Annotated in this window: 25 protein-coding genes and 1 riboswitch; of the genes, 8 read left to right on the top strand and 17 right to left on the bottom strand. The window is 59.1% G+C overall.

Annotated features, from left to right (window positions below; translation table 11 throughout):
* Positions 1 to 49: 49 nt before the first annotated feature.
* Complete coding sequence (gene dnaG / locus V7Q49_RS18160) at positions 50 to 1,795, bottom strand: DNA primase (protein ID WP_333854135.1); 1,746 nt, start codon at positions 1,793 to 1,795, stop codon at positions 50 to 52.
* 116 nt (positions 1,796 to 1,911) lie between these two features.
* Positions 1,912 to 2,127: a 30S ribosomal protein S21 gene (gene rpsU, locus V7Q49_RS18155; RefSeq protein WP_001144069.1), complete on the bottom strand. Its 216-nt coding sequence runs from the start codon at positions 2,125 to 2,127 to the stop codon at positions 1,912 to 1,914.
* Positions 2,128 to 2,363: 236 nt separating this feature from the next.
* Here rpsU and tsaD point away from each other — a divergent pair, with 236 nt between their 5' ends.
* A complete protein-coding gene (tsaD, locus tag V7Q49_RS18150; RefSeq protein ID WP_333854130.1) occupies positions 2,364 to 3,377 on the top strand; it encodes a tRNA (adenosine(37)-N6)-threonylcarbamoyltransferase complex transferase subunit TsaD in 1,014 nt (337 codons plus the stop codon).
* 21 nt (positions 3,378 to 3,398) lie between these two features.
* On the opposite strand, the gene V7Q49_RS18145 is transcribed toward tsaD, so the two are convergent.
* Positions 3,399 to 4,070: a response regulator transcription factor gene (locus tag V7Q49_RS18145; RefSeq protein ID WP_333854128.1), complete on the bottom strand. Its 672-nt coding sequence runs from the start codon at positions 4,068 to 4,070 to the stop codon at positions 3,399 to 3,401.
* 339 nt (positions 4,071 to 4,409) lie between these two features.
* Between V7Q49_RS18145 and V7Q49_RS18140 the strand changes: the two genes are divergently transcribed.
* The gene (locus tag V7Q49_RS18140) at positions 4,410 to 6,392 is read left to right on the top strand and encodes a S8 family serine peptidase (RefSeq protein WP_333854126.1); all 1,983 of its coding nucleotides are present in this window, start codon (positions 4,410 to 4,412) and stop codon (positions 6,390 to 6,392) included.
* 38 nt (positions 6,393 to 6,430) lie between these two features.
* On the opposite strand, the gene ureG is transcribed toward V7Q49_RS18140, so the two are convergent.
* The 10 genes from ureG to plsY form a co-directional block, all read right to left on the bottom strand.
* Complete coding sequence (ureG, locus tag V7Q49_RS18135; RefSeq protein WP_333854124.1) at positions 6,431 to 7,048, bottom strand: urease accessory protein UreG; 618 nt, start codon at positions 7,046 to 7,048, stop codon at positions 6,431 to 6,433.
* Positions 7,049 to 7,056: 8 nt separating this feature from the next.
* Positions 7,057 to 7,728 carry an urease accessory protein UreF gene (locus V7Q49_RS18130; RefSeq protein WP_333854122.1) on the bottom strand — a complete coding sequence of 224 codons (672 nt, stop codon included), beginning with the start codon at positions 7,726 to 7,728 and terminating at the stop codon, positions 7,057 to 7,059.
* Positions 7,728 to 8,267, bottom strand: a complete 540-nt coding sequence (locus V7Q49_RS18125) for a HupE/UreJ family protein (protein ID WP_333854121.1) — start codon at positions 8,265 to 8,267, stop codon at positions 7,728 to 7,730. The genes V7Q49_RS18130 and V7Q49_RS18125 overlap by 1 nt, the downstream gene beginning before the upstream one ends.
* Positions 8,268 to 8,276: 9 nt before the next feature.
* Complete coding sequence (ureE, locus tag V7Q49_RS18120) at positions 8,277 to 8,741, bottom strand: urease accessory protein UreE (RefSeq protein WP_333854120.1); 465 nt, start codon at positions 8,739 to 8,741, stop codon at positions 8,277 to 8,279.
* A 9-nt stretch (positions 8,742 to 8,750) separates the two neighbouring features.
* On the bottom strand, positions 8,751 to 10,454 hold the full coding sequence (gene ureC, locus V7Q49_RS18115) for an urease subunit alpha (protein WP_333854118.1): 1,704 nt from the start codon (positions 10,452 to 10,454) through the stop codon (positions 8,751 to 8,753).
* The gene (locus V7Q49_RS18110; RefSeq protein WP_333854116.1) at positions 10,447 to 10,761 is read right to left on the bottom strand and encodes an urease subunit beta; all 315 of its coding nucleotides are present in this window, start codon (positions 10,759 to 10,761) and stop codon (positions 10,447 to 10,449) included. Before V7Q49_RS18110 ends, ureC begins: the two co-directional genes overlap by 8 nt.
* 9 nt (positions 10,762 to 10,770) lie before the next feature.
* Complete coding sequence (locus V7Q49_RS18105; protein WP_103822891.1) at positions 10,771 to 11,073, bottom strand: urease subunit gamma; 303 nt, start codon at positions 11,071 to 11,073, stop codon at positions 10,771 to 10,773.
* A gap of 10 nt (positions 11,074 to 11,083) precedes the next feature.
* The gene (locus V7Q49_RS18100) at positions 11,084 to 11,911 is read right to left on the bottom strand and encodes an urease accessory protein UreD (RefSeq protein WP_333854114.1); all 828 of its coding nucleotides are present in this window, start codon (positions 11,909 to 11,911) and stop codon (positions 11,084 to 11,086) included.
* A 340-nt stretch (positions 11,912 to 12,251) separates the two neighbouring features.
* Positions 12,252 to 13,718, bottom strand: coding sequence for an MFS transporter (locus tag V7Q49_RS18095; protein ID WP_333854112.1), 1,467 nt, complete (start codon positions 13,716 to 13,718; stop codon positions 12,252 to 12,254).
* Between the two features lie 123 nt (positions 13,719 to 13,841).
* Positions 13,842 to 14,456 (bottom strand): glycerol-3-phosphate 1-O-acyltransferase PlsY, encoded by a 615-nt coding sequence (gene plsY, locus V7Q49_RS18090; RefSeq protein WP_333854111.1) that lies wholly within the window; start codon positions 14,454 to 14,456, stop codon positions 13,842 to 13,844.
* A gap of 107 nt (positions 14,457 to 14,563) precedes the next feature.
* Here plsY and folB point away from each other — a divergent pair, with 107 nt between their 5' ends.
* Both folB and bacA read left to right on the top strand, forming a co-directional pair.
* Positions 14,564 to 14,932, top strand: a complete 369-nt coding sequence (gene folB / locus V7Q49_RS18085; protein WP_106995853.1) for a bifunctional dihydroneopterin aldolase/7,8-dihydroneopterin epimerase — start codon at positions 14,564 to 14,566, stop codon at positions 14,930 to 14,932.
* A 105-nt stretch (positions 14,933 to 15,037) separates the two neighbouring features.
* Positions 15,038 to 15,856, top strand: a complete 819-nt coding sequence (bacA, locus tag V7Q49_RS18080) for an undecaprenyl-diphosphate phosphatase (RefSeq protein WP_333854110.1) — start codon at positions 15,038 to 15,040, stop codon at positions 15,854 to 15,856.
* A gap of 13 nt (positions 15,857 to 15,869) precedes the next feature.
* Here the strand turns inward: bacA and V7Q49_RS18075 are convergent, their stop codons facing one another.
* Positions 15,870 to 17,111, bottom strand: coding sequence for a multifunctional CCA addition/repair protein (locus tag V7Q49_RS18075; protein ID WP_333854108.1), 1,242 nt, complete (start codon positions 17,109 to 17,111; stop codon positions 15,870 to 15,872).
* 61 nt (positions 17,112 to 17,172) lie between these two features.
* Positions 17,173 to 17,793: a TIGR04211 family SH3 domain-containing protein gene (locus V7Q49_RS18070; protein ID WP_032614215.1), complete on the bottom strand. Its 621-nt coding sequence runs from the start codon at positions 17,791 to 17,793 to the stop codon at positions 17,173 to 17,175.
* A gap of 239 nt (positions 17,794 to 18,032) precedes the next feature.
* On the opposite strand from V7Q49_RS18070, the gene V7Q49_RS18065 reads away from it, so the two are divergent.
* Genes V7Q49_RS18065 through hldE form a run of 3 tightly spaced genes read left to right on the top strand, consistent with a single transcriptional unit; the run spans position 18,033 to position 23,682 of the window.
* Entirely contained in the window at positions 18,033 to 19,334 is a 1,302-nt protein-coding gene (locus V7Q49_RS18065) for a CYTH domain-containing protein (protein ID WP_333854105.1), read from the top strand.
* Positions 19,335 to 19,352: 18 nt separating this feature from the next.
* Positions 19,353 to 22,211 carry a bifunctional [glutamate--ammonia ligase]-adenylyl-L-tyrosine phosphorylase/[glutamate--ammonia-ligase] adenylyltransferase gene (gene glnE / locus V7Q49_RS18060; RefSeq protein ID WP_333854103.1) on the top strand — a complete coding sequence of 953 codons (2,859 nt, stop codon included), beginning with the start codon at positions 19,353 to 19,355 and terminating at the stop codon, positions 22,209 to 22,211.
* Positions 22,212 to 22,251: 40 nt separating this feature from the next.
* Positions 22,252 to 23,682, top strand: coding sequence for a bifunctional D-glycero-beta-D-manno-heptose-7-phosphate kinase/D-glycero-beta-D-manno-heptose 1-phosphate adenylyltransferase HldE (gene hldE / locus V7Q49_RS18055; protein WP_333854100.1), 1,431 nt, complete (start codon positions 22,252 to 22,254; stop codon positions 23,680 to 23,682).
* Between the two features lie 129 nt (positions 23,683 to 23,811).
* Here hldE and ubiK read toward each other — a convergent pair whose 3' ends face one another.
* On the bottom strand, positions 23,812 to 24,108 hold the full coding sequence (gene ubiK, locus V7Q49_RS18050; protein WP_106995846.1) for a ubiquinone biosynthesis accessory factor UbiK: 297 nt from the start codon (positions 24,106 to 24,108) through the stop codon (positions 23,812 to 23,814).
* 120 nt (positions 24,109 to 24,228) lie between these two features.
* Positions 24,229 to 24,380, top strand: a riboswitch (FMN riboswitch).
* Positions 24,381 to 24,484: 104 nt separating this feature from the next.
* Between ubiK and ribB the strand changes: the two genes are divergently transcribed.
* Positions 24,485 to 25,138: a 3,4-dihydroxy-2-butanone-4-phosphate synthase gene (gene ribB / locus V7Q49_RS18045; protein ID WP_333854097.1), complete on the top strand. Its 654-nt coding sequence runs from the start codon at positions 24,485 to 24,487 to the stop codon at positions 25,136 to 25,138.
* Between the two features lie 40 nt (positions 25,139 to 25,178).
* On the opposite strand, the gene zupT is transcribed toward ribB, so the two are convergent.
* Positions 25,179 to 25,952, bottom strand: coding sequence for a zinc transporter ZupT (gene zupT, locus V7Q49_RS18040; RefSeq protein WP_333854095.1), 774 nt, complete (start codon positions 25,950 to 25,952; stop codon positions 25,179 to 25,181).
* Positions 25,953 to 26,116: the final 164 nt, after the last annotated feature.

The raw sequence follows: 26,116 nt of genomic DNA, 5'->3' as shown, positions 1-26,116 counted from the left end.
CGGCTGTCGGGATCTACCCGAACGATATTCGGCACTTAAGCCGTTAAATTCACTTCCGGGCGCGTGCTTCAGTAATCACACGCACCTCTTCGCGTTCTGCTGGCGTCAACCCGTGGGTCCGCGAGCGCGCGATTAATTCAGAGAGCCGCAGCTCAAGCATTGAATCAAACATATGGTTGAGCGAGTCGGTGAAGGTCTCTTCAGCGATATCTTTATCTGCTATATCGTCCCACATCGACAGTTTTTCAAGGGTTGCGGACGCTTTTGTTCCGCGATAGTGCTCTAAAAGTTGCCCGGTGGTCAGACCTGGCTGTGACAGACAAGTGTTGACCAGTTCTGCAAATAAGCCAAGTCCGGGCAGCTTTTCGTGGTCCAGACCTGCCAGCGAGGGCACTTTCGGTGCCAGTTCTGGATTTTGCACCAGCAGTCCTATCAGTATACGCATGGTTGTGCGTTTTAGCTGAGGAGCGGCGCGAACCGCGCCGCTATCCGCCAGCTTTGGCATTAAACGTTCAAGCTGACTGTCATCCAGAATGCCGAGTTTTTTACCCAGCTCCTGGCGCAGATAGATGCGCAACGTTTCGCCCGGCACCTGCGTAATGAGCGGCAAGGCCAGCGTGCTCAGCTGAGCGCGGCCATCCGGGGTGCTCAAATCAACCTGCGGCATCAGGCTGTTAAACAGAAACGTGGAGAGCGGCTGAGCCTGCTCCATCCGCGCTTCAAATGCCGCTTTGCCCTCTTTACGCACCAGCGTATCCGGGTCTTCGCCGTCGGGCAGGAACATAAAGCGCAGCTGACGCCCGTCGGTCATATACGGCAGCGCCGTTTCCAGCGCACGCCACGCGGCTTCGCGTCCAGCGCGGTCGCCGTCGTAACAGCAGACCACGGTGTTGGTCACCCGGAACAGCAGCTGAATATGGTCGGCGGTGGTAGAGGTACCCAGAGACGCAACGGCATAGTTAATGTCGAACTGCGCCAGCGCCACCACGTCCATATAGCCTTCGACCACCAACAGGCGCTGCGGTTCAGCGTTGTCCTGCTGGGCTTCATACAGGCCATACAGCTGGCGGCCCTTATGGAAAATATCGGTTTCCGGGGAGTTGAGGTATTTCGGCAGGGCATCGCCCAGCACGCGGCCACCAAAACCAATAACCCGGCCACGCTTGTCGCGAATGGGGAACATCACCCGCTCGCGGAAGCGGTCATAGCTACGTCCCTTGTCATTAGTGACCAGCATGCCCGCGTCGATGAGGGATTTACGATCTTCGCTATTGCCGCCAAAACGCTTTAACACGTTATCCCAACCGGGAGGGGCGTAACCAATAGCGAAACGCGCAATAACATCGTCGCTCAGTCCGCGCTTGTTCAGATACTGACGCGCAGGCTCAGCCGCAGAGTGCTTAAGAGACTGTTGGTAAAATGCGTTCAGGCCGTCCATCAGCTGATACAGCGTTTGTCGTTGATGACGCTCTATCTGACTTGGCCCGCTGCCTGCTTCATACGGCACTTCAAGGTTGTGCATGGCAGCCAGCTCTTCGACGGTTTCAACGAACTCGAGCTTGTCGTAGTTCATCAAAAAGTCGACGGCGTTGCCGTGCGCGCCACAGCCGAAGCAGTGGTAGAACTGCTTTTCACCGTTCACGGTGAAAGAGGGGGTTTTTTCGTTATGGAATGGACAGCACGCGTGGTAGTTCTTGCCCTGCTTTTTCAGCTTTACCCGCGCGTCGATGAGATCGACGATGTCGGTTCTTGCCAGCAGATCATTAATGAAAACGCGAGGAATTCGTCCAGCCATAGGCCCCATTAATTTTTAGTGACTCATAAACGAAAACAAGCCGCGCATTCCTTCCGGAAGCACGGCCTTACGACTATTACTCTGTCTGACAATTGAGGACGCGTGTCCTCAAAAGATTAGTACAGACGAGTACGGCGTGCGTTTTCGCGAGCCAGTTTCTTCGCGTGACGTTTCACAGCAGAAGCTTTAGCGCGCTTACGTTCGGTCGTTGGTTTTTCATAGAACTCACGACGACGAACTTCAGCCAGAACACCTGCTTTCTCGCATGAACGCTTGAAGCGACGCAGTGCTACGTCGAACGGCTCGTTTTCACGTACTTTAATTACCGGCATGTAACTCTCACCTTTATAAATTCGGTTTGCCGCTGGCATCAACGCCAGCTTATTTCAAAATGGTGCGGAATTTTACTGCAATTGCTGCTGCTTTGTAAAGCACCGCGGCCGTTTTTGAAAGGGACTTTTATAAGGGTGAGGAGTATACACGAAGAGAACTCCAGGGGTGAGGAAAGTTTTACATCAACCCGCCCAGGCTCTACACTGCGCGGTATCTGAGTGAGGTAAAACAAGTCATGCGTGTACTGGGTATTGAAACATCCTGCGATGAAACCGGCATCGCAATTTACGACGATGAAAAAGGGCTGGTCGCCAACCAACTGTATAGTCAGGTGAAATTACATGCTGACTACGGCGGCGTGGTGCCGGAGCTGGCCTCCCGCGACCATGTGCGTAAAACGGTGCCCCTGATTCAGGCGGCGCTGAAAGAGGCGGGCTTAACGGCAAAAGATATCGACGCCGTGGCCTACACGGCCGGTCCGGGTCTGGTCGGCGCGCTGCTGGTCGGCGCAACCATTGGCCGTTCGCTGGCGTTCGCGTGGGATGTACCGGCAATCCCGGTTCACCATATGGAAGGGCACCTGCTGGCACCGATGCTGGAAGACAATCCACCGGCATTTCCGTTCGTGGCGCTGCTGGTCTCCGGCGGCCATACTCAGCTGATCAGCGTTACCGGCATTGGTCAGTACGAACTGCTGGGCGAGTCCATTGACGATGCGGCGGGCGAAGCCTTCGACAAAACAGCCAAGCTGCTGGGGCTCGATTACCCGGGCGGCCCGATGCTGTCGAAGATGGCCTCCCAGGGCACCGAAGGACGCTTTGTCTTCCCGCGTCCGATGACCGATCGTCCGGGTCTCGATTTCAGCTTCTCCGGCCTGAAAACCTTCGCGGCGAATACTATCCGTAATAATGATGACGACGATCAGACCCGCGCCGATATCGCCCGTGCCTTTGAGGATGCGGTGGTGGATACGCTGATGATCAAGTGCAAGCGCGCTTTGGATCAGACCGGCTTTAAGCGTCTGGTGATGGCCGGCGGCGTCAGCGCCAACCGCACCCTGCGTGCGAAGCTCGCCGAGATGATGCAAAAACGTCGCGGTGAAGTGTTCTATGCCCGCCCGGAGTTTTGCACCGATAACGGGGCGATGATCGCCTATGCCGGGATGGTACGTCTGAAACCGGACGCCACGGCGGATTTAAGCGTCTCAGTACGCCCGCGCTGGCCGCTGGCAGAATTACCTGCCGCCTGATGGTACCGCCTTGCCCGGATGTCAGAGTGTGATATCAAACATCCGGGTTTTGGCTAACAGGCAGTAAAGCTGACAGCCGTTGTTCACCCCCAGTTTCTCCATCGCCCGCATTTTATGTGCGCTCACGGTTTTGATGCTCAGATGCATCCGCCGTGAGATATCCGTCAGGCTAAGCCCCTTGCAGATCAAGCGCAGCACTTCCGTTTCCCGTGGCGAAAGCGCTTCACTGTGCATTTTTCCTTGCTGAAAAAGGGTATTCATCAGCGTGCGCTCGATAAAAACCTCGCCGTTAATGACCGAATGGAGCGCCTGGTGAAGGATCTTCTCATCCACGTGGCGGCTCAGGTAGGCTCTGGCACCTGCCGCCAGCGCCAGGCGAATCATCAGCGGATTGGTATCGGGCGAGATCATCATCACTTTCAGTGTTGGATAGTTATGGGCTAACCATTTCACCAGCGTCAGGCCCTCCATCTCGTTGAGCGAATGGATGAGCGTATACCCCAGCAGTAAAATATCCGTCGTGTTGCGGGCAAGCAGGGCGATAAGCTCACCGGTCGATGCCGCCTCTCCAGAGAGATCAAAGCGCGCAGCCGGAGCGGCCTCCGTCAGCTGTCCCGTGCTGTTCATGATCATGGCGTGTACCCCGCGACGAATCAGGGTGTGTTCATCAGCAATCGCAATATTGATTGTCATCGGGTTTCCTTCAGCATTTTATATGCCGTTAATAATGAGTCGTGCAGACTGACAGATATTTTATATTAAGAGAGGAGTGGCTTATTGCCGTTGTAAAAGCATTATTATAAAAAAGTGTGCTTGCGTTATATGTTTTAAATGCCAGGGCGATAATTTAGGTTATTTTTATCCGCTGTCAGCGTTGACATATTTATCATGCTGGTGTTCATTCTGAAAATAGCGTGTCGGGACAATTCTTATTTTTTAAAAGAGCGCTCTTATTGGATGGCGTACTTTTTTCATTCATTCTGAAAATACGGAAGATTGTTTATTACATGTCATAAAGGAATGTTGGCTAAAATGAAAAAAAGTATTCTCTCGCTACTCATTTGCGCAGCCGTCACCTGTTCGGCTTACGCCGAAACGGCCCCTCACGCAGAACTGGCTCAGGAGGGGGAGTCTTATGCGGCGATTGTGATAAAGCTTAAGCCCGGCAAGCCCCTGTTGAAAGCGACCAGCACCGCGACCACTGCTTCCCCGGATAAGCTGACCCTCAGCGACCCGGCTCTCGTCCCGACCACCATGTTTCACTCTGATAAATTACGCAGCAGTGCCTCCGATGATTTAGCGCAACTCAACGCGCGTTATGGCTTCGATCGCTATGTGCGTATTGAATTGCCGGAAAATAAAAGTACGGATAAGACCTATATTAATAACCTGATCGCCGAGCTGGAGCAAAACCAGAATATCGAGCTTGTTTATCCCGAAACTCTGCCGGTCTCGCTGGATAAAATTGAGATGGATGAAGGACAAACCCGGCCGTTATTAAAATCCACCCTGCAAAATACCGTGGGTGCTACGGCCGTACCGGATTTTCGTCAACTACAGGATTATGCCAAATCGCCTGGCGAAAAACGCCAGGGGTATTATATGGGGGGCGTTAACCGCGACAGCGTGAATGGGTATCCCGGTAACGACGGTGAAGGCGTAACCATTATTTCCATGGAAAACTATATCTGGAACACCAGCCATGTAAATCTGCCGACGCCAGCCCTGACGCAGGGCGACAGCCGGTATCGCACCGGCGAAGACCATGATACCGCCTCTGTGGGGATCATGGCCGCGAAAGATATGGGCGCAGGCATACGCGGCCTGAGCTGGAAAAGCCGGGTGGGTTTTGCCGCATGGCAGTATAACAACCTCTACAACATGATCCCGTTGCTGAAGGCGGGTGACGTGGTGCAGATGGGGATGCAGACCGGCGGCGGGGAGATCACCGGTTGCACCACCAACGCCTGCTACGTGCCGCAGGAAAACGTGCAGAGCTATTACGACATTATCAAAGCCCTGACCGATAAAGGTGTGTACGTGATTGAAGCCGCCGGCAACGGTAATGTTAATCTCGACCACCCGGCCTTCAACGGCAAATTTGATGTACACACCCGTGATTCCGGGGCCATTATCGCCGGTGCCTTCTGTGCGAAAAGCGGAAAAAGAGCCTCGTTCAGCACCTACGGCTCCCGCGTCACCAGCTCCTCGTGGGGTTGCTCAGACGTGGCGAGTACCGGCTATGGCGATCTGTACAACAGTACAAACGCCCAGTATACGCGCTCCTTCTCAGGCACCTCTTCGGCCAACCCCATCGTGGCCGGCGTCGTTGCCAGCCTGTCGGGCATCGCCAAAGCCAACGGCATCACCGTGACCCCGGTGCAGATGCGCCAGATCCTGCAGGAAACCGGCACGCCGCTGGCGGATGGGGATTCGGCAAAAGTGGGGACCCACCCTGATATGGAACGGGCGGTGGCCAGGATCCTGGCGCTGAAGCAGGGGGATAAAACGGTGCCCGCCCCGACCGCTGCGGCAGGCGCAGATTACACCATGGTTTCGCCTGCCAGCGGGGTCAGCACCTATCCGCTGGATGGCAGCAAGAGCCTGAACGTGAAGTCGTTTAACTGGAGTGTCAGCAAAGGGGCCGGAACGTTCTGGCTGCAGGAGAAGCTGAACGGTTCGCTGGTGAACAGCGTGAATAGCGCCAACGCATGGGCGGTGATCCCGGCCAATACCGAAGGTGAAGTGACCTATACGCTGACCACCACCGGCGAAGACGGGCGTACCGCGCAGGACAGCATGACCATCAAGGTCAGCAAACCGGCAGCGCCTGCAACCGCCGTCCCGGCCTATAACGCCAAAATTGCCTATCCGACCAAATGCACGAAAGTGTCCTACAACGGCAAAATCTGGATGAACCAGTGGTACGTCAACCCGGGTCAGGAAACGCCGGGGAATGGCGGGACCTGGGGCGTCTGGCGTCAGCAGGGGGCATCAGGAAACAGTTGCAAATAACCTTCTCAGCCTGGCGATAAGCCAGGCTTTTTTCTGCACTAAACCTTGAGCATCCCTTTCTCTTCCAGAAACGCAATAATCGTTGCCAGACCGTTGCCCGCCTTCAGGTTGGTAAAGGTCCAGGGACGCTCGCCGCGCATGCGGTGAGTATCGCGTTCCATGACTTCCAGCGAGGCACCCACATAGGGCGCGAGATCGGTTTTGTTGATCACCAGAAAATCGGATTTGGTGATCCCCGGCCCACCCTTACGCGGGATCTTCTCCCCTTCGGCGACGTCGATCACGTAGATGGTCAGATCCGCCAGCTCCGGGCTGAAGGTGGCGCTCAGGTTATCCCCGCCGCTCTCAACAAAAATCAGATCCAGATTGCCGAACTTCTCGCTTAACGCTTCCACCGCCGCGAGGTTCATCGAGGCATCTTCGCGGATCGCGGTATGCGGGCAGCCGCCGGTCTCCACCCCGACAATGCGCTCCGGCTCCAGCGCGCCTGCTTCGGTGAGGATCCGCTGATCCTCTTTGGTGTAAATGTCGTTGGTCACGACTGCCAGCTGATACTGGTCGCGCATCGCTTTGCACAGGGCTTCCAGCAGGGCGGTTTTGCCCGACCCCACCGGGCCGCCGACGCCCACGCGCAGGGGGTGTTTGTACTCAGACATAGGACTCCTCAGGAACGGAATAACCGTGAATATTGGGTTTCATGACGCGCCGAGGCGATGGCAGAGAGCGGCGTCGCCGCCCCCAGCTGGTCATCGCGGCGCAGAAGCGCCTGCTCCAGCCCGTCGGCATAGCGATCGCAAAGTTCGATGATCAACAGCTGGGCCGCCTGCTGGCCGAAGGGCACCAGCTTGACGCCCGCCATCACCGCGCTCTCAATCCAGCTGTAGCCGAGGCTTAATGCCATTTCCCGCAGGCCGATACCCCAGCGCACGCCGAGCCACGCCATGCCGCACAGCTGGCTTTGTGAGAACAGCGGCAGCCAGTTGGGCGGGCAGTCCGTCTCCCAGCTTTTGATCAGCCGGGTGAAGGCCGCCCCGCGGTTGCGCTCCTCTTCCCGCAGCTCGCGGGTTTCGCGGCAGGCGAGCAGGTACGCCGTCCAGCGCGAGGCGGCGGCAATATCCTGCTGCTCGCAGGCGCGGTACAGGCGGGCAAACAGCGGCAGATCGACGCAGAAAAAGCTCTGCTCCATCTGCTGACATTGCCAGGCTTTGAACGCTGCCGGGGTGGTAACCCAGCCCGCTTCCGCCGCCCACTCCAGCCCCTGCGACCAGGTATAAGATCCCACCGGCAGGCTGCTGCTGGTGAGCTGCATCAGGCGCAGCTGGCGGGAGGGCTTCATCAGCTCATCAGCGCCAGCAGGGCGGAGGCGATCAGCCCCCCGCCGAAGACTTTACGCAGCCCGTCGTGACGGCGCAGCAGCATACCGGCCGCAAAGCTGACGCACAGCACCGCGGCGCTGGCGAGCATAAAGCCGCTGGTGAACAGCCAGAAGCTGTGGCCCGCCATCTCAACCCCGTGCGCCCAGCCGTGGAACATCGCCAGCGCCGGAACGGCCAACAGCAGGCGATTTTCGGCTTTGAACATCATCGCCCCGCACACCGCCAGCGAGGCGACGATCAGCATCTCCATCCCGCCAAAGCCGCCGAGCAGGCTACCTGCTACCGCGCCGGTGAGCATCATGCCGAGGGTGGCAAAGGGCATCAGCAACTTGCGACCGCTCAGCGCGGCGAGCACGCCTGCGCCGGTCAGCATCAGCAGATGATCCAGCCCGGTCAGGGGATGGAAAAAGCCGGCCTGAAAACTGTCGCTGCCGTGCCCCGGATGGGCCAGCGCGGGCAGAGAGAAGGCCAGCAGGAGCAGGGGTAACAGCTTGCGCATGATGAATCCTTAATGTGAATGAGCGTGAGAGTGCGAATGGGAGTGGCCTTCGCTGGCATAGGCACCCGCCTCCGGTTCGAAGGGCAGGCTGGCGAACGTCACCTCGAGATCGAACAGCTGCAGCATCTCGTCCAGGACGTGATCGTGGTGGTAGCGCAGCTCGCCGGGCAGGATTTGCAGCGGCACGTGGCGGTTGCCGAGGTGATAGCAGGCCCGGGCCAGCAGGAAGGGATCGGCGCAACGCACCACCGACAGCGGCTCGGCGGCGGCAATGACTTCCACCACCTCGCGCCCGTCGTCACTGATGAGCAGGTCGCCGCCCCGCAGCAGCAGGCCTCGCGGCAGCATCAGCCCCGCGTCGCGTCCGTCGTCCAGCACCACGCGGGCGCGGCTCTTGACCCGGACATCAATCGGCAGCGTCACGCGGGCGGTGACGGGGTGCGAATGGTCGAGGCGTTGGGTTAAGGTGAGCATAATTTCTCCTCAGAACAGAAAATAGCGTTGCGCCATCGGCAGAACCTCTGCCGGTTCGCTGGTGATCGGTTCCCCGTCAATGCGCACCTCGTAGGTTTGCGCGTCGACGGTAATGTTCGGCTGCAGGCCGTTATGGATCATGTCGGCCTTTTTCACCGTCCGGCAGCCTTTTACCACCGCGGTGGCGCTCTGCAGGTTCAGCTGCTGCGCGATGCCGTGGTCGGCGGCGGCCCGGGAAAGAAACGTCAGGCGGGTGGCGTGACGGGCGGCACCCAACGCGCCAAACATTGGCCGGTAGTGCACCGGCTGCGGGGTGGGGATCGAGGCGTTAATGTCGCCCATCGGCGCGCAGGCGATCATCCCGCCTTTGACGATGGTGGCGGGCTTCACGCCAAAGAAGGCGGGGGACCAGACCACCAGATCCGCCAGCTTTCCGGCCTCAATCGACCCGACCTCGTGGGCAATGCCGTGGGTCAGCGCCGGGTTGATGGTGTACTTGGCGATATAGCGTTTCACCCGCAGGTTATCGTTATCGCCTGTCTCCTCTGGCAGCGGGCCGCGCTGCACCTTCATGCGGTGCGCCACCTGCCAGGTGCGGATAATCACTTCGCCTACCCGGCCCATTGCCTGCGAATCCGACGAGGTGAGGGAGAAGGCGCCGATGTCGTGCAGCACGTCCTCGGCGGCGATGGTCTCCCGGCGAATGCGCGATTCGGCAAAGGCCACGTCCTCGGCAATATCCGGATCGAGGTGGTGGCAGACCATCAGCATGTCCAGATGCTCGTCGATGGTGTTGACCGTATACGGCAGGGTCGGGTTGGTGGAGGAGGGCAGAATATTCGGGTGCGCGCAGGCGGTGATGATATCCGGCGCATGGCCGCCGCCCGCCCCTTCGGTGTGGAAGGTGTGGATGGTGCGCCCGGCGATGGCCGCCAGGGTGTCTTCCACAAAACCGGCCTCGTTGAGAGTGTCACTGTGCAGCGCCACCTGGATATCCATCTCATCCGCCACCGTCAGGGAGCAGTCGATCGCCGCAGGGGTTGAACCCCAGTCCTCATGAATTTTCAGGCCAATCGCACCCGCCGCAACCTGCTCGCGCAGGGCATCCGGGTTGGAAGCGTTGCCTTTGCCCAGCAGGCCGATATTCACCGGCAGGGTGTCGGCGGCCTGGAGCATCCGCGCGATATACCAGGGACCCGGCGTGCAGGTGGTGGCATGGGTTCCGGCAGCAGGCCCGGTGCCGCCGCCGATCATGGTGGTGACGCCGGAGACCAGCGCCTCTTCCGCCTGCTGCGGGCAGATCCAGTGGATGTGGGTATCCACCCCGCCCGCGGTGACGATCTTGCCTTCGGCGGCGATCGCTTCGGTGGACGCGCCAATCGGGATGGTCACACCGGGCTGAATGTCCGGGTTACCGGCTTTGCCGACGGCAACGATCCGGCCATCCTTGACGCCGATATCAGCTTTGACGATCCCCCAGTGATCGACGATCAACGCATTGGTCAGGACCAGATCCACGCAATCCTGCGCCGTCATTTGCCCCTGGCCCATGCCGTCGCGGATCACCTTCCCGCCGCCGAATTTAACCTCTTCGCCGTAGATCGTCAGATCCTGTTCCACCTCGATCCACAGCTCGGTATCGGCCAGCCGCACTTTATCCCCGGTGGTGGGGCCAAACATGTCGGCATAGGCCTGACGCGAGATCTCAGCCATGATCCACCTCGCCCATTACCTCGCCGCGAAAGCCGACGATGCGCTGTGCGCCCGCCACCTGCACCAGGGTGACGGTGCGCTTTTGCCCCGGCTCGAAGCGCACGGCGGTGCCGGCGGCAATGTTCAGCCGGAAGCCTTTGGTTGGCTCACGATCGAACTTCAGCGCCGGATTGACTTCGTAAAAATGGTAATGGGATCCGACCTGGATCGGCCGATCCCCGTGGTTCTCGACGATCGTCGTCAGCGTGTTGCGCCCGGCATTGATAACGATCTGTCCGGGTTGTATCTGATATTCGCCTGGGATCATGCTGCCCCCTTACAGGATCGGATTGTGAACGGTGACCAGCTTGGAGCCGTCCGGGAAGGTGGCCTCCACCTGAATGTCCGGGATCATCTCCGGCACGCCCTCCATCACCTGGCTGCGGGTCAGGACGTGGCGGCCGGCTTCCATCAGCTCCGCCACCGTCTGCCCGTCGCGCGCCCCTTCCATAATGAAGGCGCTGATCAGGGCCACCGATTCCGGGTAATTGAGCTTCACGCCGCGGGCGAGACGGCGCTCGGCCACCAGCGCGGCGGTAAACAGCAACAGCTTGTCTTTTTCTCTGGGGGTCAGTTCCATCGTGCGTCTCTCAGGTGTGCCAGATTCGGGGCGAGCAGGGGGCTTTGGCGGTGAGCTGCGGGCGCAGGCGCTGCCAGATCTCGCGCATCGCCTGCTGGCAAATCAGGTTGTCATGGGCCAGAAAACGGACCGACAGCAGGCCGTCGGTGAGGGTCGCGCCCGCGAAATGATCCAGCGGTGCCAGGGCCTCGCGGGCCTCCTCCAGCTGCGTTTCGGTCGCCGGATAAAACAGCAGGGTGCCGATCCACGGGTGTTCCGCCACGGGCGTCAGATCGCCGTCGGCCAGATGCTGGCGCTCGATCAGCAGCGGTTCGCCCTCGAGCCAGACCTCAAGGCGACTCTCAATGCGTCCGTGGCTGAAGGGCTCATTGATCACCGGGCGGCCGAGGCAAAACAGCTCCCAGGCCAGCAGGGTGCTGCTGCGCTGCAGATGAAACACCGAGCGCAGGGCGGCATTCGCGCCGGGGAAGAAAATGGTGTCCTGCGGCAGCCACTCCAGAATGGCGTTCTCATCCAGGGTGAAGTGCTGATCCAGCCGCGCCAGGGCACCAGTGCTGCGATAGAACTTGCTGGCACCGGGCATGGTGATCAGCGCGTGGCTGCGGGCCTCAAGGTGAACGTCGATCGTCAGTTCATCTCCGCCGACAATCCCGCCCGGCGGGTGCAGCAGGTAGAGGTGACAAGTTTCGTCTTCGGGATAGAACGGGCGTTGCACGGTGAGCGGCCCGACGTGGCGGGCAGAATGAAGGAGGGTTTTTTCAGGAGTGTGACAAAACTGCAAAGCAAGCGAGGCTTGCCAGCCTTTTACCGTTTTATCAACCCTCTGAGTTGCTAACATACGTCATCCATCTGCTCGCTATCGGGATATTTTCAGTATGCCCTGGCGGAAATGAAGGCTGTCATATGAGTCACTTATGGATGGGGCGGCAATGCCCGGCGGCGCTATGCTTGCCGGGCCTACAGATCGTGCATGTTGTGGGTTTGTAGGCCGGGTAAGGCGTAGCCGCCACCCGGCTTCTCCGTTGCCTGAGCGTGGCACGGGTGTTGAGTCCCCGCTGAAATCGGCGAACCGGAGACCGGATGACAAGGGCTGGACGCCACGTTCACCGGTTCCGTTCATTTCATATTCTGCTGGACATGAGGTGAACGGAACGATTCCACTCCTTGAAAAGAGAAACTTACCGATAATCCTCCGCATCAATATCATACCCGGAGGGCTCCCAGCGGATCGCCAGTAGCGAAACCAACCCAATCAGCGGCGCAAGGGCAATCACCCAGAAAACAGCCGTATCCATCGACGCCACCAGCAGCGGGAACATAAACAGCGACAGCGTCGAGCTGCTGCGCATCAGCGTCTGGTTCAGCCCCACGCCGACCCCGCGCAGCGACGTCGGGTAACTGAGCGAAGCAAAGGTCATGGTGTGCGCCCCGGGACCAAAGCCCTGGCCGAACAGGAACAGGGCCAGCATCGCCACCGCTGCGATCCCTTCCGCAGCACCTTCCGGACGACCAATAATCGCCAGCACCACCAGGGCCGTAAGCTGACAGGCATACCCCCCCAGCGACATCCGCCATGCGCCAAAGCGTGGAACCAGTCGCACCGCCAGCAGACCGCCGACAAACGCAAACAGTAGGTTCAGGGCCAGCGAGATAAGAATGGTGGTCAGCATCGACTGCACAAAGAAGCTGGAGATAATCACCGGCAGGCCAAAAGCCACGGCGTTATAGGCGAAGGACGACACAATCGACAGCAGCGTGGCCAGCGTAGTGCGGCGCAGATAGACCCCGCGGAACAGATTCAGGTAGTTACGCCAGCTGGCTTTATTCACCACCGGGGCGGGCTGGTCGAGCGCCTCCTGCGGCACGTGGGCATTGATGTTGTATGCCTTGCGCAGAATCGAGGCCGCCTCTTTCAGGTTGCCCTGATTCGCCGCCCAGACCGGGGATTCACTCATATACCGGCTGCGGATGGCGATGATCGCCAGGGCGGGAAGCGCCCCGAAGCCAAGGATAATCCGCCACAGCCAGTCGCTGTGCGTCTCTGGCAGCACGCCATAGAAGAAGAGCACCAGCAGATAAGAGATGCTGATTGCGGTATACCAGGTAGGGCACCACATCGCGACGCTGGCGGCTTTGTTGCCGGGGCCTTTTAGCCTCGCGAACTCGCTTAAGAAGGCCATCGCCACCGGAAGATCGATCCCCACGCCCAGACCCATCACAAAGCGCGCCCCGGCCAGCACGTACTCGTTTGGGGCAAAGGCACAGGCGATGGCCGCGACCACAAAGAACACCATATCGGCCATAAAGACCCGGTAGCGCCCGATTTTATCCGTCAGGTAGCCGCCAATGAGCGCCCCGACAATGGCGCCGAAGGTGATCGCCGAGGCCACCATGCCGGTGCCCGCGGGGGTGAGGTTGAACTCGCGGGTAATGTCTTTGATCCCGAACGCCAGCGCACCCAGGTCGTAGGCATCGAGAAAGATACCGCCCAGGGCAATGCCGATGACGATGCGCGCATTGGCCCGGCCCTGTGAGCCTTCATTGACCAGTTGGGTGACGTCCGCTGCGTTACGGACCCATTTGATCTCCCCGTCGGGAGTTTTTCCTGCCGTTGCAAGTGAGGTTGGATCTGCGATCTCTGTCATTTTCTTATGTTGTGTTGGCTGTACGAACAAAAAGAGTACTCACAGCAAGAAAACGATCTAAATCACATTTGGTTATAAGGCATAACGAAGGGGTTAAGGCGAAAGGGGTTTTACAGCGACGCCTTACTGCGGATCTTTCTTCTTTCTCTTCAGCCGGGCCCAGATCTTGGTCTCCTGACGACGCCACAGGCGCTGGATGTTGTCATGATGACGCAGCAGGATCAGGCAGGAGAGCATCGACACCGGGAAGGTGAACTGGGGTTTGAACCACCAGACGTAAAACGGGGCAATCAGCGCGCTGACGATGGCACCCAGAGAAGAGTAACCGCTGAGCAACACGCTGAGCAGCCAGGTGCCGGCCATCACGCCGGTGAGATCCCAGCCGATAGGGGCAATGGCACCGAAGGCAGTGGCTACGCCTTTACCGCCTTTGAAACCGAAGAAGACCGGCCAGATGTGGCCCAGACAGGCGGCGATGGCAATCAGCCCCAGCCAGAACGGCGTCACGCCCAGTGCATACGCCCCCCAGACGGGAAGCATGCCTTTCAGGACGTCAAAAATCAGAACCGCTACGGCTGCTCCTTTGCCGCCAATTCGTAGTACATTGGTCGCCCCCGGATTCCCGGAACCACTCTCGCGTGGGTCAGGCAACCCGGCGATACGGCAGACCAGAATGGCGCTGGATATTGAGCCGCAAAGGTAGGCAAGGAGGATCATTCCAGGCGCGATTGCACTCATAACGCTGTTCCGTTTTGAAAATATCGTTTTGTACTTAGCATCTGTGGATAATACGCATAATTCGCCGGGAGTGGTATCCGGTTTAGCCAAAAACCAGGCAGGTCGTGATGGATATAGTATTTATAGAGCAACTTTCGGTAATCACCACTATCGGGGTGTATGACTGGGAACAGACCATCGAGCAGAAATTAGTGTTCGATATCGAAATGGGCTGGGATAACGTCGCCGCCGCGAAAAGCGATGATGTGAACGACTGCCTGAGCTATGCCGACGTCAGTGAAACCGTCATCAGCCACGTGGAAGGCCAGCGTTTTGCGCTGGTGGAGCGCGTGGCGGAAGAGGTGGCGGAACTGCTGCTTAGCCGCTTTAATTCCCCGTGGGTGCGCATCAAAGTCAGCAAGCCGGGCGCGGTGGCGCGGGCGGCCAATGTGGGCGTTATTATTGAGCGTAGCCAAAATCTGAAAGGAAACATTTAACGGTATAATAGTTAAACCAATTCCTGTTAAATCAGTCTTACAGCTGTTCCTTCTGCGGTTACCCTCCGGGTAACCCGTTTTTTCTGTCTTTTTAGGGGTTTATTGATGAGCGATATGCACTCCCTGCTGGTGGCAGCAATACTGGGTGTGGTCGAAGGATTGACAGAGTTTTTGCCGGTTTCCAGTACGGGCCACATGATTATTGTTGGCCATCTGCTGGGGTTCGAAGGCGAAACGGCGAAAACCTTTGAGGTGGTGATCCAGTTAGGATCCATTCTGGCGGTGGTGGTGATGTTCTGGCGCCGTCTGTTCGGGCTGATTGGCATTCACTTTGGTCATCCGCCGCATGAAGGCACCGGAAAAGGGCGGTTGACCCTGGTGCACATTCTGCTCGGGATGATCCCGGCGGTGGTGCTGGGCCTGGTGTTGCACGACACCATCAAATCGCTGTTTAACCCGATAAACGTGATGTACGCGCTGGTGGTCGGTGGCGTGCTGCTGATTGCCGCTGAACTGCTGAAGCCAAAAGAGCCGCGCGCGGAGGGTCTGGATGACATGACCTACCGTCAGGCGTTTATGATTGGTTGCTTCCAGTGTCTGGCGCTGTGGCCGGGCTTCTCCCGCTCCGGGGCGACGATTTCAGGCGGGATGCTGATGGGCGTGAGCCGCTATGCCGCCTCTGAGTTCTCGTTCCTGCTGGCGGTGCCGATGATGATGGGGGCGACCGCGCTCGATCTCTACAAGAGCTACCACTTCCTGACCGCAGGCGACATTCCGATGTTTGCCGTGGGCTTTATCACCGCCTTTATCGTGGCGCTGATCGCCATCAAAACCTTCCTGCAGCTGATCAAGCGCATCTCGTTTATCCCGTTCGCCATCTATCGCTTTATCGTGGCGGCCGCAGTTTACGTGGTCTTCTTCTGATGACTCACTGCCCTCAGTCTTTCGGCTGAGGGCAACGCTGTTCCTTCCAGTCCGCTACCGCCTGAATCCGCCGTTTTGTTAACTCTTCCCGAATCTCTGGCCCTTTAAAGCCGGCCTGGATCACCGCTTGAGTCGGCACGGCTTTCGCCACCTCCCAGGCTTCACGCAGCAACCGCCCCTGCGGATAGTCGCTGGCTTCAAACCCGGTGCGCCCGCGCACGTCAGCCTCGCTGGTCAGGGCGATTTGCTCCACGCGCTGTGGCTTGCGCCAGGCGTCGATGCTGTCGAACAGCTTCACAATGGTGGCCGGTTTGAGGATGGGGAAGGTGTGGATCAGGTCATGGAACTCGGCGACCAGCTTCGCCAGATCGCGGATCTCATTCGGCACCCGCATGCGCTGGCAGACCTTCTCAACCAGCCTGACCCCCGCCGGGCCGTGTCCGTGATGGCGTGGCCACAGCTCGGGCGGCGTTAAGCCCTTGCCGAGGTCATGACAGAGGGTAGCGAAGCGCACGTCCACCTCCGGGCTGAGCATCGCCGCCATGCTTAAGGTCATCAGAGTATGGATGCCGGTATCAATTTCCGGGTGCCACTTCGCCGGGGCTGGTACGCCAAACAGCGCATCCACTTCCGGGAACAGCACCTTCAGCGCCCCGCAGTCGCGCAGCACCTGGAAGTAAACCTGCGGATTACGGGTGGTGAGCGCACTCTCGGTCTCTTTCCACACGCGCTCCGGGGTGAGGTGTTCCAGCTCGCCTGCCTCGGTCATCGCCGTCATCAGCGTCATAGTTTCATCGGCGATGCGAAAGCTCAGATGGGCATAGCGGGCAGCAAAGCGCGCCACGCGCAGCACGCGGAGCGGATCTTCAGAGAAGGCGGGGGAGACATGGCGCAGGATGCGGTTTTGCAGATCCTGTTTACCGCCGTAAGCATCGACGATATGACCGTTTTCATCCTGCGCGAGGGCATTGATGGTCAGATCGCGGCGCTGTAAATCGTCTTCGAGGGTGACATCAGGGTCGGCATGGCAGATAAACCCGGTATAGCCGACGCCGGATTTGCGCTCGGTACGCGCCAGAGCGTACTCCTGGCGGCTTTGGGGGTGCAGAAACACGGGGAAATCGCGGCCTACCTGCTGGTAACCCGCGTCGAGCATCGCCTGAGGGGTGGCGCCCACCACCACCCAGTCTTTATCTTTGACCGGCAGACCTAACAACGCATCACGAACCGCACCACCGACCAGATAAATCTTCACGCCACACTCTCCCGTATCAAATATTGGCAAAATAATACGTAAGTGTGGCAGAGATGGCGACTTAGTTCATCCAACGGTCTTTACGCTTACGGCTCGGCACCAGATGCGGCAGCACCAGACCCAGCAGCAGACCCATACCCAGCACGCCGCCGCCATACATAAACCACTGCATGATGATGGTGCGCTGTTTGTCATCCAGCTGCAGGTTGGCCGCGCTCACCTTTTTCTGCGCGACGATCAGCTCGTTCTTCAGCTTCTGGTTCTCATCTTTGAGACCGTTGATGACGCCGTCGCTCTGGGCCACTTTCTGCTGCATCTCAGCGGTGCGCTGGTTCCAGGTGGCGTCGATATTGGTCAGCTTGTCGGTCAGGGTTTTGACCTGGTTTTCCAGATCCGGCACGCGGGTGCGCAGGCTCGGGTCGGTGCTAAGCTCTTTCAGGGGGATCCAGGCGGTACGGCCGCTGCTGTCGCGCACCTGGCCATAGTTGGATTCCGCGTTGCTCTGCAACAGCACCACTTCCTCGCCGGCATTAATCGTACCCACGAGGCGATAATTGTCACCCGGACCGCTGCGTACCCAGGTATTCAGTTCGTCAGAAACGTAGCGCTTCTCTTCTGCGTGGACCACGGTCGCGGCGCTAAAAGCAAGTAATGTCAGTCCGATCAGGCGTAATTTAAGCATCAGGCAGTCGTTATTTTCATGAAAAGTGGAACGATATTAGTGGAAACAGCCTTCAGGCTCAAAGGATTCGTCAGCATTCGGAATCCTCTGTGCGCTGTTGCCCACTGTAGCAAACTTTACGCCCGTCAAATTGCCCATTGCGTGGCAATCTGGCGCAAAATACTATCTACTGACAAAAAAGTGGCGAGTAAGTTCGCCGTAATTTACCCCACGATATTGCAATCAAAAAGAACAAGGCCATGGCTCAGGAAATCGAATTAAAGTTTATCGTTGAAAGCGACAGCGTTGACGCGCTGCGAAACCATCTGCATCAGCTGACCGGCGAGCATCACGCGCCGGTGCAACTGCTCAACATCTATTACGAAACGCAGGACCTGTGGCTGCGCCGTCATGACCGTGGGCTGCGCATCCGTGGCGTGGACGGGCGTTACGAGATGACCATGAAAATCGGCGGTCGCGTGGTCGGCGGCTTGCATCAGCGCCCGGAATACAACGTTGATATCAGCCAGCCTGAGCTGGAGCTGGCGCGCTTCCCCGCGGAAGTGTGGCCGGAAGGCGGGCTGCCAGACGGTCTGGCGGAGCGCGTCAGCCCGTTGTTCAGCACCGATTTCTGGCGCGAGAAGTGGCTGGTGAACGAAGGTAAAAGCCGGATCGAAATTGCCCTCGACCTGGGCGAAGTGAAAGCCGGGGAGTTCCAGGAGCCGATCTGCGAGCTGGAGCTTGAGCTGCTGGAAGGCCACGCCGATGACGTGCTGAAGCTGGCCCGCAAGCTGGTGACCCAGAGCGGTCTGCGTCAGGGCAGCCTGAGCAAAGCCGCTCGCGGCTATCATCTGGCCCAGGGCAACGCCCCGCGTCTCCTGAAACCCACCGACATTCTGCGCCTCGCACCGAAATCTTCGGTCGAGCAGGGCTTTGAAGCCTCGCTGGAGCTGGCCCTGAGCCAGTGGCAGTACCACGAAGAGCTGTGGATCCGCGGCGTGAAAGGGGCCAAAGAACAGGTGCTGGCGGCGATGGCGCTGGTGCGTCACAGCCTGACGCTGTTCGGCGGCATTGTGCCACGTAAAGCGAGTGCTCACTTACGTGATCTGTTGACCCAGGCCGACGCCCTGATGGCTTCTGACGTCTCTGCCGAAACGGCGGTCTACAATCCGCAAACCGCTACTGCCAAACTGGCGCTCACCGAGTTCCTGGTGACCCGCGGCTGGCGCAGCTTCCTCGATGCGAAGGGGGAGACCAAAATTGCGGATAACTTTAAACGTTTCGCCGATATCCACCTGTCCCGCCACGCCGCTGAGCTGAAAACCATTTTCGGACATCCGCTGGGCGATCAGTACGGCGATCAGCTGATCCGTCTGGCGCGTAACGTCGACAGCATTCTGCTGCTGGCAGGGGCCTATGACGGCCCGGTCGCCCGCGCATGGCTGGAGAACTGGCAAGGGCTGCTGTATGCCATCAAAACCCGCCAGCACATTGAAATTGAGCATTTCCGCAACGAAGCCATTTCGCAGGAGCCATTCTGGCTGCACAGCGGAAAACGTTAACGCAGGCAAGGAACCCCCATGATGCCGCTTTCTTCACCCTTAGAGCAGCAGTGGCAGACGGTATGTGAGCGTCTGCCGGAAGCATTACCCGCTTCGTCGTTAAGCGAGCAGGCGCGACAGGTACTGACCTTCAGCGACTTTGTGCAGGAGAGCGTCACCGCCCATCCTGACTGGCTGGCGGAACTTGAAGCCTCGGCACCTCAGGCGGACGAGTGGCAGCACTACGCGCAGTGGTTACAGGACGCGCTGGCGGACATCAGCGATGAAGCTGCGCTGATGCGCGCGCTGCGCCAGTTCCGCCGTCGGGTGATGGTACGCATCGCCTGGGCGCAGGCGTTGATGCGGGTGAGTGAAGAGAGCACGTTGCAGCAGTTAAGCCACCTGGCGGAGACGCTGATCGTCGCCGCCCGCGACTGGCTGTACGACGCCTGCTGCCGCGAATGGGGCACGCCGTGCAGCGAGGAGGGCACTCCGCAGCCGCTGCTGATATTAGGCATGGGCAAACTGGGCGGCGGCGAACTCAATTTTTCCTCGGATATCGATCTGATCTTCGCCTGGCCGGAGAAGGGCGCCACCCGCGGCGGACGTCGCGAGCTGGATAACGCCCAGTTCTTCACCCGCCTGGGGCAGCGGTTGATTAAGGCGCTGGATCAACCCACCCAGGACGGCTTTGTCTACCGGGTGGATATGCGCCTGCGTCCGTTCGGCGACAGCGGCCCGCTGGTGCTGAGCTTTGCCGCGCTGGAAGATTATTACCAGGAGCAGGGCCGCGACTGGGAACGCTACGCGATGGTTAAGGCGCGGATCATGGGCGATAACGCCGATGTGTACGCCAACGAGCTGCGCGCCATGCTGCGCCCGTTCGTGTTCCGTCGCTACATTGATTTCAGCGTCATCCAGTCGCTGCGCAACATGAAAGGGATGATTGCCCGGGAAGTGCGTCGTCGCGGCCTGAAGGACAACATCAAGCTGGGGGCGGGCGGCATCCGCGAGATCGAGTTTATCGTCCAGGTCTTCCAGCTGATCCGCGGCGGGCGCGAGCCCTCGCTACAGTCCCGCTCCCTGCTGCCAACCCTGTCCGCTATCGCTCAGCTGCACCTGCTGCCGGAAGGCGATGACCGGATCCTGCGCGAGGCCTACCTCTTTTTGCGGCGTCTGGAAAACCTGCTCCAGAGCATCAATGACGAACAAACCCAGACCCTGCCGGGGGATGAGCTTAACCGCGCCCGCCTCGCCTGGGGAATGCGCGTAGACAACTGGCAGGCGCTGACCGACGCGCTGGATGCACATATGGCAGCGGTGCGGCGTATTTTTAACGACCTGATCGGCGACGATGAGAGCGAATCCCAGGACGATGAGCTGTCCGAACACTGGCGTGAGCTATGGCAGGATGCGCTGCAGGAGGACGACACCACCCCGGTGCTGACCCACCTCAGCGATGAGGATCGCCATCGGGTCGTGGCGCTGATTGCCGATTTCCGCCTTGAGCTGAACAAGCGCGCCATTGGCCCGCGCGGCCGCCAGGTGCTGGATCACCTGATGCCGCACCTGCTCAGCGACGTCTGCTCCCGGGCCGATGCCCCGGTGCCGCTGTCGCGCCTGACCCCGCTGCTGAGCGGGATCATCACCCGTACCACCTATCTGGAGCTGCTCAGCGAGTTTCCGGGGGCGCTCAAGCACCTGATTTCCCTCTGCGCCGCCTCGCCGATGATTGCCAGCAAGCTGGCACGCTATCCGCTGCTGCTGGACGAGCTGCTCGATCCCAACACCCTTTACCAGCCGACGGCGACCGACGCCTATCGCGACGAGCTGCGCCAGTATCTGCTGCGCGTGCCGGAAGAGGACGAAGAGCAACAGCTGGAGGCGCTGCGTCAGTTTAAACAGGCGCAGCTGCTGCGCGTGGCGGCGGCCGATATCTCCGGCACGCTGCCAGTGATGAAAGTGAGCGATCACTTAACCTGGCTGGCGGAAGCGATTATCGATGCGGTGGTCCATCAGGCGTGGGTGCAGATGGTGGCGCGTTACGGCCAGCCGAAGCACCTGGCCGATCGCGAAGGACGCGGCTTTGCGGTGGTGGGCTACGGCAAACTGGGCGGCTGGGAGCTGGGCTACAGCTCCGATCTGGATCTGATTTTCCTCCACGACTGCCCGGTGGACGTAATGACCGACGGCGAGCGCGAGATCGACGGGCGTCAGTTCTATCTGCGCCTCGCCCAGCGCATTATGCACCTCTTCAGCACCCGCACCTCGTCCGGCATTCTGTATGAGGTGGACGCCCGCCTGCGTCCGTCCGGGGCGGCGGGCATGCTGGTCACCTCCACCGACGCCTTCGCTGATTATCAGCAGAACGAGGCCTGGACCTGGGAGCATCAGGCCCTGGTGCGCGCCCGGGTGGTGTATGGCGATCCGCAGCTGAAAGCGCAGTTCGATACCATTCGTCGCGACGTGCTGACCGCCACGCGCGAGGGCCCGACGCTGCAAACCGAAGTGCGCGAGATGCGCGAGAAGATGCGCGCCCATCTGGGAAATAAACACCGCGATCGCTTTGATATCAAAGCCGATGAGGGCGGGATCACCGACATTGAATTTATCACCCAGTACCTGGTGCTGCGTGACGCGCACAGCAAGCCGAAGCTCACCCGCTGGTCGGATAACGTGCGCATTCTGGAGCTGCTGGCGCAAAACGACATTATGGACGAGCACGAGGCGCTGGCATTGACCCGCGCCTACACCACGCTGCGCGATGAGCTGCACCATCTGGCCCTGCAGGAGCAGCCCGGGCATCTGCCGCTGGACTGTTTTAACGCCGAGCGAGAGCTGGTGCGTGCCTGCTGGCAGAAGTGGCTGGTGGAACCGTGCGTAACAAAACAAGTGTGATATTATCGCGCGCAAATTGTGAATCTTTCTGGAGTCAGGAATGAAAGTAACACTGCCAGAGTTTGAACGTGCTGGAGTTATGGTGGTTGGCGATGTGATGCTGGATCGCTACTGGTATGGGCCAACCAGCCGCATTTCCCCGGAAGCCCCGGTCCCGGTGGTGAAGGTGGATACCATTGAAGAGCGTCCTGGCGGCGCGGCAAACGTGGCGATGAACATTGCTTCTCTCGGCGCGCATTCGCGCCTGGTGGGGCTGACCGGCATCGATGACGCCGCACGGGCACTGAGCAAGACCCTGGCGGATGTGAACGTCAAATGTGATTTCGTTTCTGTCCCGACGCACCCGACGATCACCAAGCTGCGCGTGCTGTCACGCAACCAGCAGCTGATCCGCCTCGACTTTGAAGAGGGTTTCGAAGGCGTGGATCCTGAGCCGCTGCACGAGCGCATCAACCAGGCGCTGGGCAATATCGGCGCGCTGGTGCTCTCCGACTACGCCAAAGGGGCGCTGGCCAGCGTTCAGCAGATGATTACGCTGGCGCGTAATGCCGGCGTGCCGGTGCTGATCGACCCGAAAGGCACCGATTTTGAACGCTATCGCGGGGCGACGCTGCTCACGCCAAACCTGTCTGAATTCGAAGCTGTGGCGGGTAAATGTAAATCCGAAGAGGAGATCGTTGAGCGCGGCATGAAGATCATCGCCGATTTCGACTTCTCCGCGCTGCTGGTGACCCGCTCCGAGCAGGGGATGACCCTGCTGCAGCCGGGCAAAGCGCCGCTGCATATGCCAACCCAGGCGCAGGAAGTGTATGACGTCACCGGTGCCGGTGATACCGTTATCGGCGTGCTGGCGGCCACCCTGGCCGCGGGTAATACCCTGGAAGAGGCCTGCTACTTTGCTAATGCCGCCGCGGGCGTGGTGGTGGGTAAACTGGGGACCTCTACCGTTTCGCCTATCGAACTGGAAAACGCGGTACGCGGTCGTGCCGATACCGGCTTTGGCGTGATGAGCGAAGACGAGCTGAAAGTGGCGGTGGCCGCCGCGCGTAAGCGTGGTGAGAAAGTGGTGATGACCAACGGCGTGTTCGACATTCTGCACGCGGGCCACGTCTCCTATCTGGCGAACGCGCGCAAGCTGGGCGACCGTCTGATTGTGGCGGTTAACAGCGATGCCTCTACCAAACGGCTGAAGGGCGAGACCCGTCCGGTGAACCCGCTTGAGCAGCGCATGATTGTGCTCGGCGCGCTGGAAGCGGTGGACTGGGTGGTTTCGTTCGAGGAAGACACGCCGCAGCGCCTGATTGCCGGGATCCTGCCGGATCTGCTGGTCAAAGGCGGTGACTACAAGCCTGAACAGATCGCGGGTAGCGAAGAGGTGTGGGCTAACGGCGGGGAAGTGATGGTGCTCAACTTTGAGGACGGGTGTTCAACCACCAACATCATTAAGAAGATCCAGAAAGACAGTCAGTAATTCGTGCGGGCTGATGCCCTCACCCCAACCCTCTCCCACAGGGAGAGGGGGTAAACATTAAAAACGGCAACCTGGGTTGCCGTTTTGCGTTTACCTTGTAGGCCCGTGCAAGCGCAGCGCCGCCGGGAATTATTCCACGTTATCCACCGGTGGGATCGCCGGCGCCGGTTTCACTTCGTCAACGACGTTGCGGTTTTCCAGCTCGGTCAGACGCTGTTCCAGCAGGGCGATTTTCTCGCGGGTACGCAGCAGCACCTGCGTCTGCACGTCAAATTCTTCACGGCTGACCAGATCCAGACGCATCAGCTGCGACTGCAGCACCTGGCGGATCTTCTTCTCAACATCATCACCAAACTCACGTACGCCTTTCGGCATGGATTCATGGACCTGGCGGGCAAGTTGTTCAATTTTTTTTGGGTCGATCATGGTAGTTCCCTTGAAGAAAAGGTGTTAACGACCATTGTAGCGCGTAACCGCGATCCTTAAACCAGAATTGTGTGAAGCTTATGCGTTGCCGAACATAATCATTAGCGTTATAGTTATCCCGCTTATTCTCAGGGCGGGGCGAAATTCCCCACCGGCGGTAAATCAACCTTCGCGTTGAAAGCCCGCGAGCGCTTTGGGTGCAAACTCAAAGGTCAGCAGATCCGGTGTAATTCCGGGGCCGACGGTTAAAGTCCGGATGGGAGAGAGTAACGAACCAGCCGGGCGAGGCCCGCTCACGTTATTTTTTTGCCGTACTACGGCGCTCCTAAGACTGCCCTGATTCTGGTAACCATAATTTTAATGAGGTTTTTTTACCATGAATCAGACGCTCCTTTCCTCTTTCGGCACCTCTGCTGACCGTGTAGAACACGCGCTTGCTGCGCTTCGCGAAGGTCGCGGCGTGATGGTGCTTGACGATGAAGATCGTGAAAACGAAGGCGATATGATTTTCGCCGCCGAAACCATGACCGTTGAACAGATGGCGCTGACCATCCGTCACGGCAGCGGTATTGTTTGCCTGTGTATCACCGAAGATCGCCGTAAGCAGCTGGATCTACCGATGATGGTAGAGAACAACACCAGCGCCTATGGCACCGGTTTTACCGTGACCATCGAAGCGGCCAGCGGTGTGACCACCGGTGTGTCAGCTGCTGACCGCGTGACCACCGTGCGCGCAGCCATTGCCGATGGCGCAAAACCTTCTGACCTGAACCGTCCGGGCCACGTATTCCCGCTGCGCGCGCAGCCGGGTGGCGTCCTGACGCGCGGCGGCCACACCGAAGCGACTATCGATCTGGTGACTCTGGCCGGTTTCAAACCTGCCGGTGTGCTGTGTGAACTGACCAATGATGATGGCTCTATGGCGCGCGCGCCGGAGTGCATTGAATTCGCCGGTAAACACAACATGGCCGTGGTCACCATCGAAGATCTGGTGGCGTATCGCCAGGCGCATGAGCGCAAAGCCAGCTGATAACACAGCATAAAAAACGCCGGGATAACCCGGCGTTTTTTTAGCCTATTCCTGCCGTCTGGAGCAGCACCAGACTGAGTCCCATCACCGACATCCCGCACAGCACACCGTAGCTGGGGTTGTTATTCGGATCGATCTCTTTGGCGAGCGGCATCAGCTCATCCACCGACAGCGCCACCATAATCCCTGCTACTGCCGCCATAATGGCCGCCATTACCACCGGCGAAATCAGACTGCCGAGAATCAGCCACGCCAGCACCCCGCCGAGGATCTCTGCCATGCCGGATATACCTGCCCAAAACACCGCTTTACGCTTTGAGCCCGTGGCCGCATAGACCGGGCCCGCTACCGCCAGTCCTTCCGGGATATTATGCAATGCGACTGCCAGCGCAATACCGAAACCCAACTCCAGATTGTTGCTGGCGGTCACGTAGGTGGCGACACCTTCGGGGAAGTTGTGCAGGCTGATGCCGAGGGTCAGCAGCATCGCTGTACGCCTCAGGTTGCCCGGCAGCGGCTGACTGCCCTTTTGCATCAGATCCTGCGGATGCGCGTGGGGCAGCATTTTGTCCAGTGCAAAGTAGCCCAGCAGACCAATGACAAACATCCCGTACCCGAGTACCGGCGACATGCCTTCCGTACCGAGGGCGGCAGGCAGCATCTCCATCAGGGAGATGAGCAGCATGATCCCGGCGGCAAAGCCGAGGGAAAAGGCCAGCACGCGGTTAGAGGGCTTCTGGCCCAGGACGCCGAGCATGGCGCCGATAAAGGTGGCGGCACCTGCAAGAATAGTCAGAATCAGGGGAACTGACATTCACCTCTCCTTATGATAATGATTCTCATTCATATTAAAGGCTAAACGCACGCAACGCGAGCGGGTACAGACGCCTTTACAGATCCCTTACATTCAAATTTCCTGATGATCTTCATCATGGTTATCTGAGTTCATCTTATCCGGATAACGGGTAAGGTAAAGCA

This window comes from Leclercia sp., assembly GCF_036780805.1.
GTDB lineage: Bacteria > Pseudomonadota > Gammaproteobacteria > Enterobacterales > Enterobacteriaceae > Enterobacter.
The sequence above is the reverse complement of the archived record's forward strand: the minus strand, read 5'-3'. Positions and strand labels throughout refer to the sequence as shown.

Excerpts from the sequence above, each read along its gene's own strand:
- dnaG (WP_333854135.1), bottom strand. The coding sequence starts at position 1,795 with ATGGCTGGACGAATTCCTCGCGTTTTCATTAATGATCTGCTGGCAAGA.
- rpsU (WP_001144069.1), bottom strand. The coding sequence starts at position 2,127 with ATGCCGGTAATTAAAGTACGTGAAAACGAGCCGTTCGACGTAGCACTG.
- tsaD (WP_333854130.1), top strand. The coding sequence starts at position 2,364 with ATGCGTGTACTGGGTATTGAAACATCCTGCGATGAAACCGGCATCGCA.
- V7Q49_RS18145 (WP_333854128.1), bottom strand. The coding sequence starts at position 4,070 with ATGACAATCAATATTGCGATTGCTGATGAACACACCCTGATTCGTCGC.
- V7Q49_RS18140 (WP_333854126.1), top strand. The coding sequence starts at position 4,410 with ATGAAAAAAAGTATTCTCTCGCTACTCATTTGCGCAGCCGTCACCTGT.
- ureG (WP_333854124.1), bottom strand. The coding sequence starts at position 7,048 with ATGTCTGAGTACAAACACCCCCTGCGCGTGGGCGTCGGCGGCCCGGTG.
- V7Q49_RS18130 (WP_333854122.1), bottom strand. The coding sequence starts at position 7,728 with ATGAAGCCCTCCCGCCAGCTGCGCCTGATGCAGCTCACCAGCAGCAGC.
- V7Q49_RS18125 (WP_333854121.1), bottom strand. The coding sequence starts at position 8,267 with ATGCGCAAGCTGTTACCCCTGCTCCTGCTGGCCTTCTCTCTGCCCGCG.
- ureE (WP_333854120.1), bottom strand. The coding sequence starts at position 8,741 with ATGCTCACCTTAACCCAACGCCTCGACCATTCGCACCCCGTCACCGCC.
- ureC (WP_333854118.1), bottom strand. The coding sequence starts at position 10,454 with ATGGCTGAGATCTCGCGTCAGGCCTATGCCGACATGTTTGGCCCCACC.
- V7Q49_RS18110 (WP_333854116.1), bottom strand. The coding sequence starts at position 10,761 with ATGATCCCAGGCGAATATCAGATACAACCCGGACAGATCGTTATCAAT.
- V7Q49_RS18105 (WP_103822891.1), bottom strand. The coding sequence starts at position 11,073 with ATGGAACTGACCCCCAGAGAAAAAGACAAGCTGTTGCTGTTTACCGCC.
- V7Q49_RS18100 (WP_333854114.1), bottom strand. The coding sequence starts at position 11,911 with ATGTTAGCAACTCAGAGGGTTGATAAAACGGTAAAAGGCTGGCAAGCC.
- V7Q49_RS18095 (WP_333854112.1), bottom strand. The coding sequence starts at position 13,718 with ATGACAGAGATCGCAGATCCAACCTCACTTGCAACGGCAGGAAAAACT.
- plsY (WP_333854111.1), bottom strand. The coding sequence starts at position 14,456 with ATGAGTGCAATCGCGCCTGGAATGATCCTCCTTGCCTACCTTTGCGGC.
- folB (WP_106995853.1), top strand. The coding sequence starts at position 14,564 with ATGGATATAGTATTTATAGAGCAACTTTCGGTAATCACCACTATCGGG.
- bacA (WP_333854110.1), top strand. The coding sequence starts at position 15,038 with ATGAGCGATATGCACTCCCTGCTGGTGGCAGCAATACTGGGTGTGGTC.
- V7Q49_RS18070 (WP_032614215.1), bottom strand. The coding sequence starts at position 17,793 with ATGCTTAAATTACGCCTGATCGGACTGACATTACTTGCTTTTAGCGCC.
- V7Q49_RS18065 (WP_333854105.1), top strand. The coding sequence starts at position 18,033 with ATGGCTCAGGAAATCGAATTAAAGTTTATCGTTGAAAGCGACAGCGTT.
- glnE (WP_333854103.1), top strand. The coding sequence starts at position 19,353 with ATGATGCCGCTTTCTTCACCCTTAGAGCAGCAGTGGCAGACGGTATGT.
- hldE (WP_333854100.1), top strand. The coding sequence starts at position 22,252 with ATGAAAGTAACACTGCCAGAGTTTGAACGTGCTGGAGTTATGGTGGTT.
- ubiK (WP_106995846.1), bottom strand. The coding sequence starts at position 24,108 with ATGATCGACCCAAAAAAAATTGAACAACTTGCCCGCCAGGTCCATGAA.
- ribB (WP_333854097.1), top strand. The coding sequence starts at position 24,485 with ATGAATCAGACGCTCCTTTCCTCTTTCGGCACCTCTGCTGACCGTGTA.
- zupT (WP_333854095.1), bottom strand. The coding sequence starts at position 25,952 with ATGTCAGTTCCCCTGATTCTGACTATTCTTGCAGGTGCCGCCACCTTT.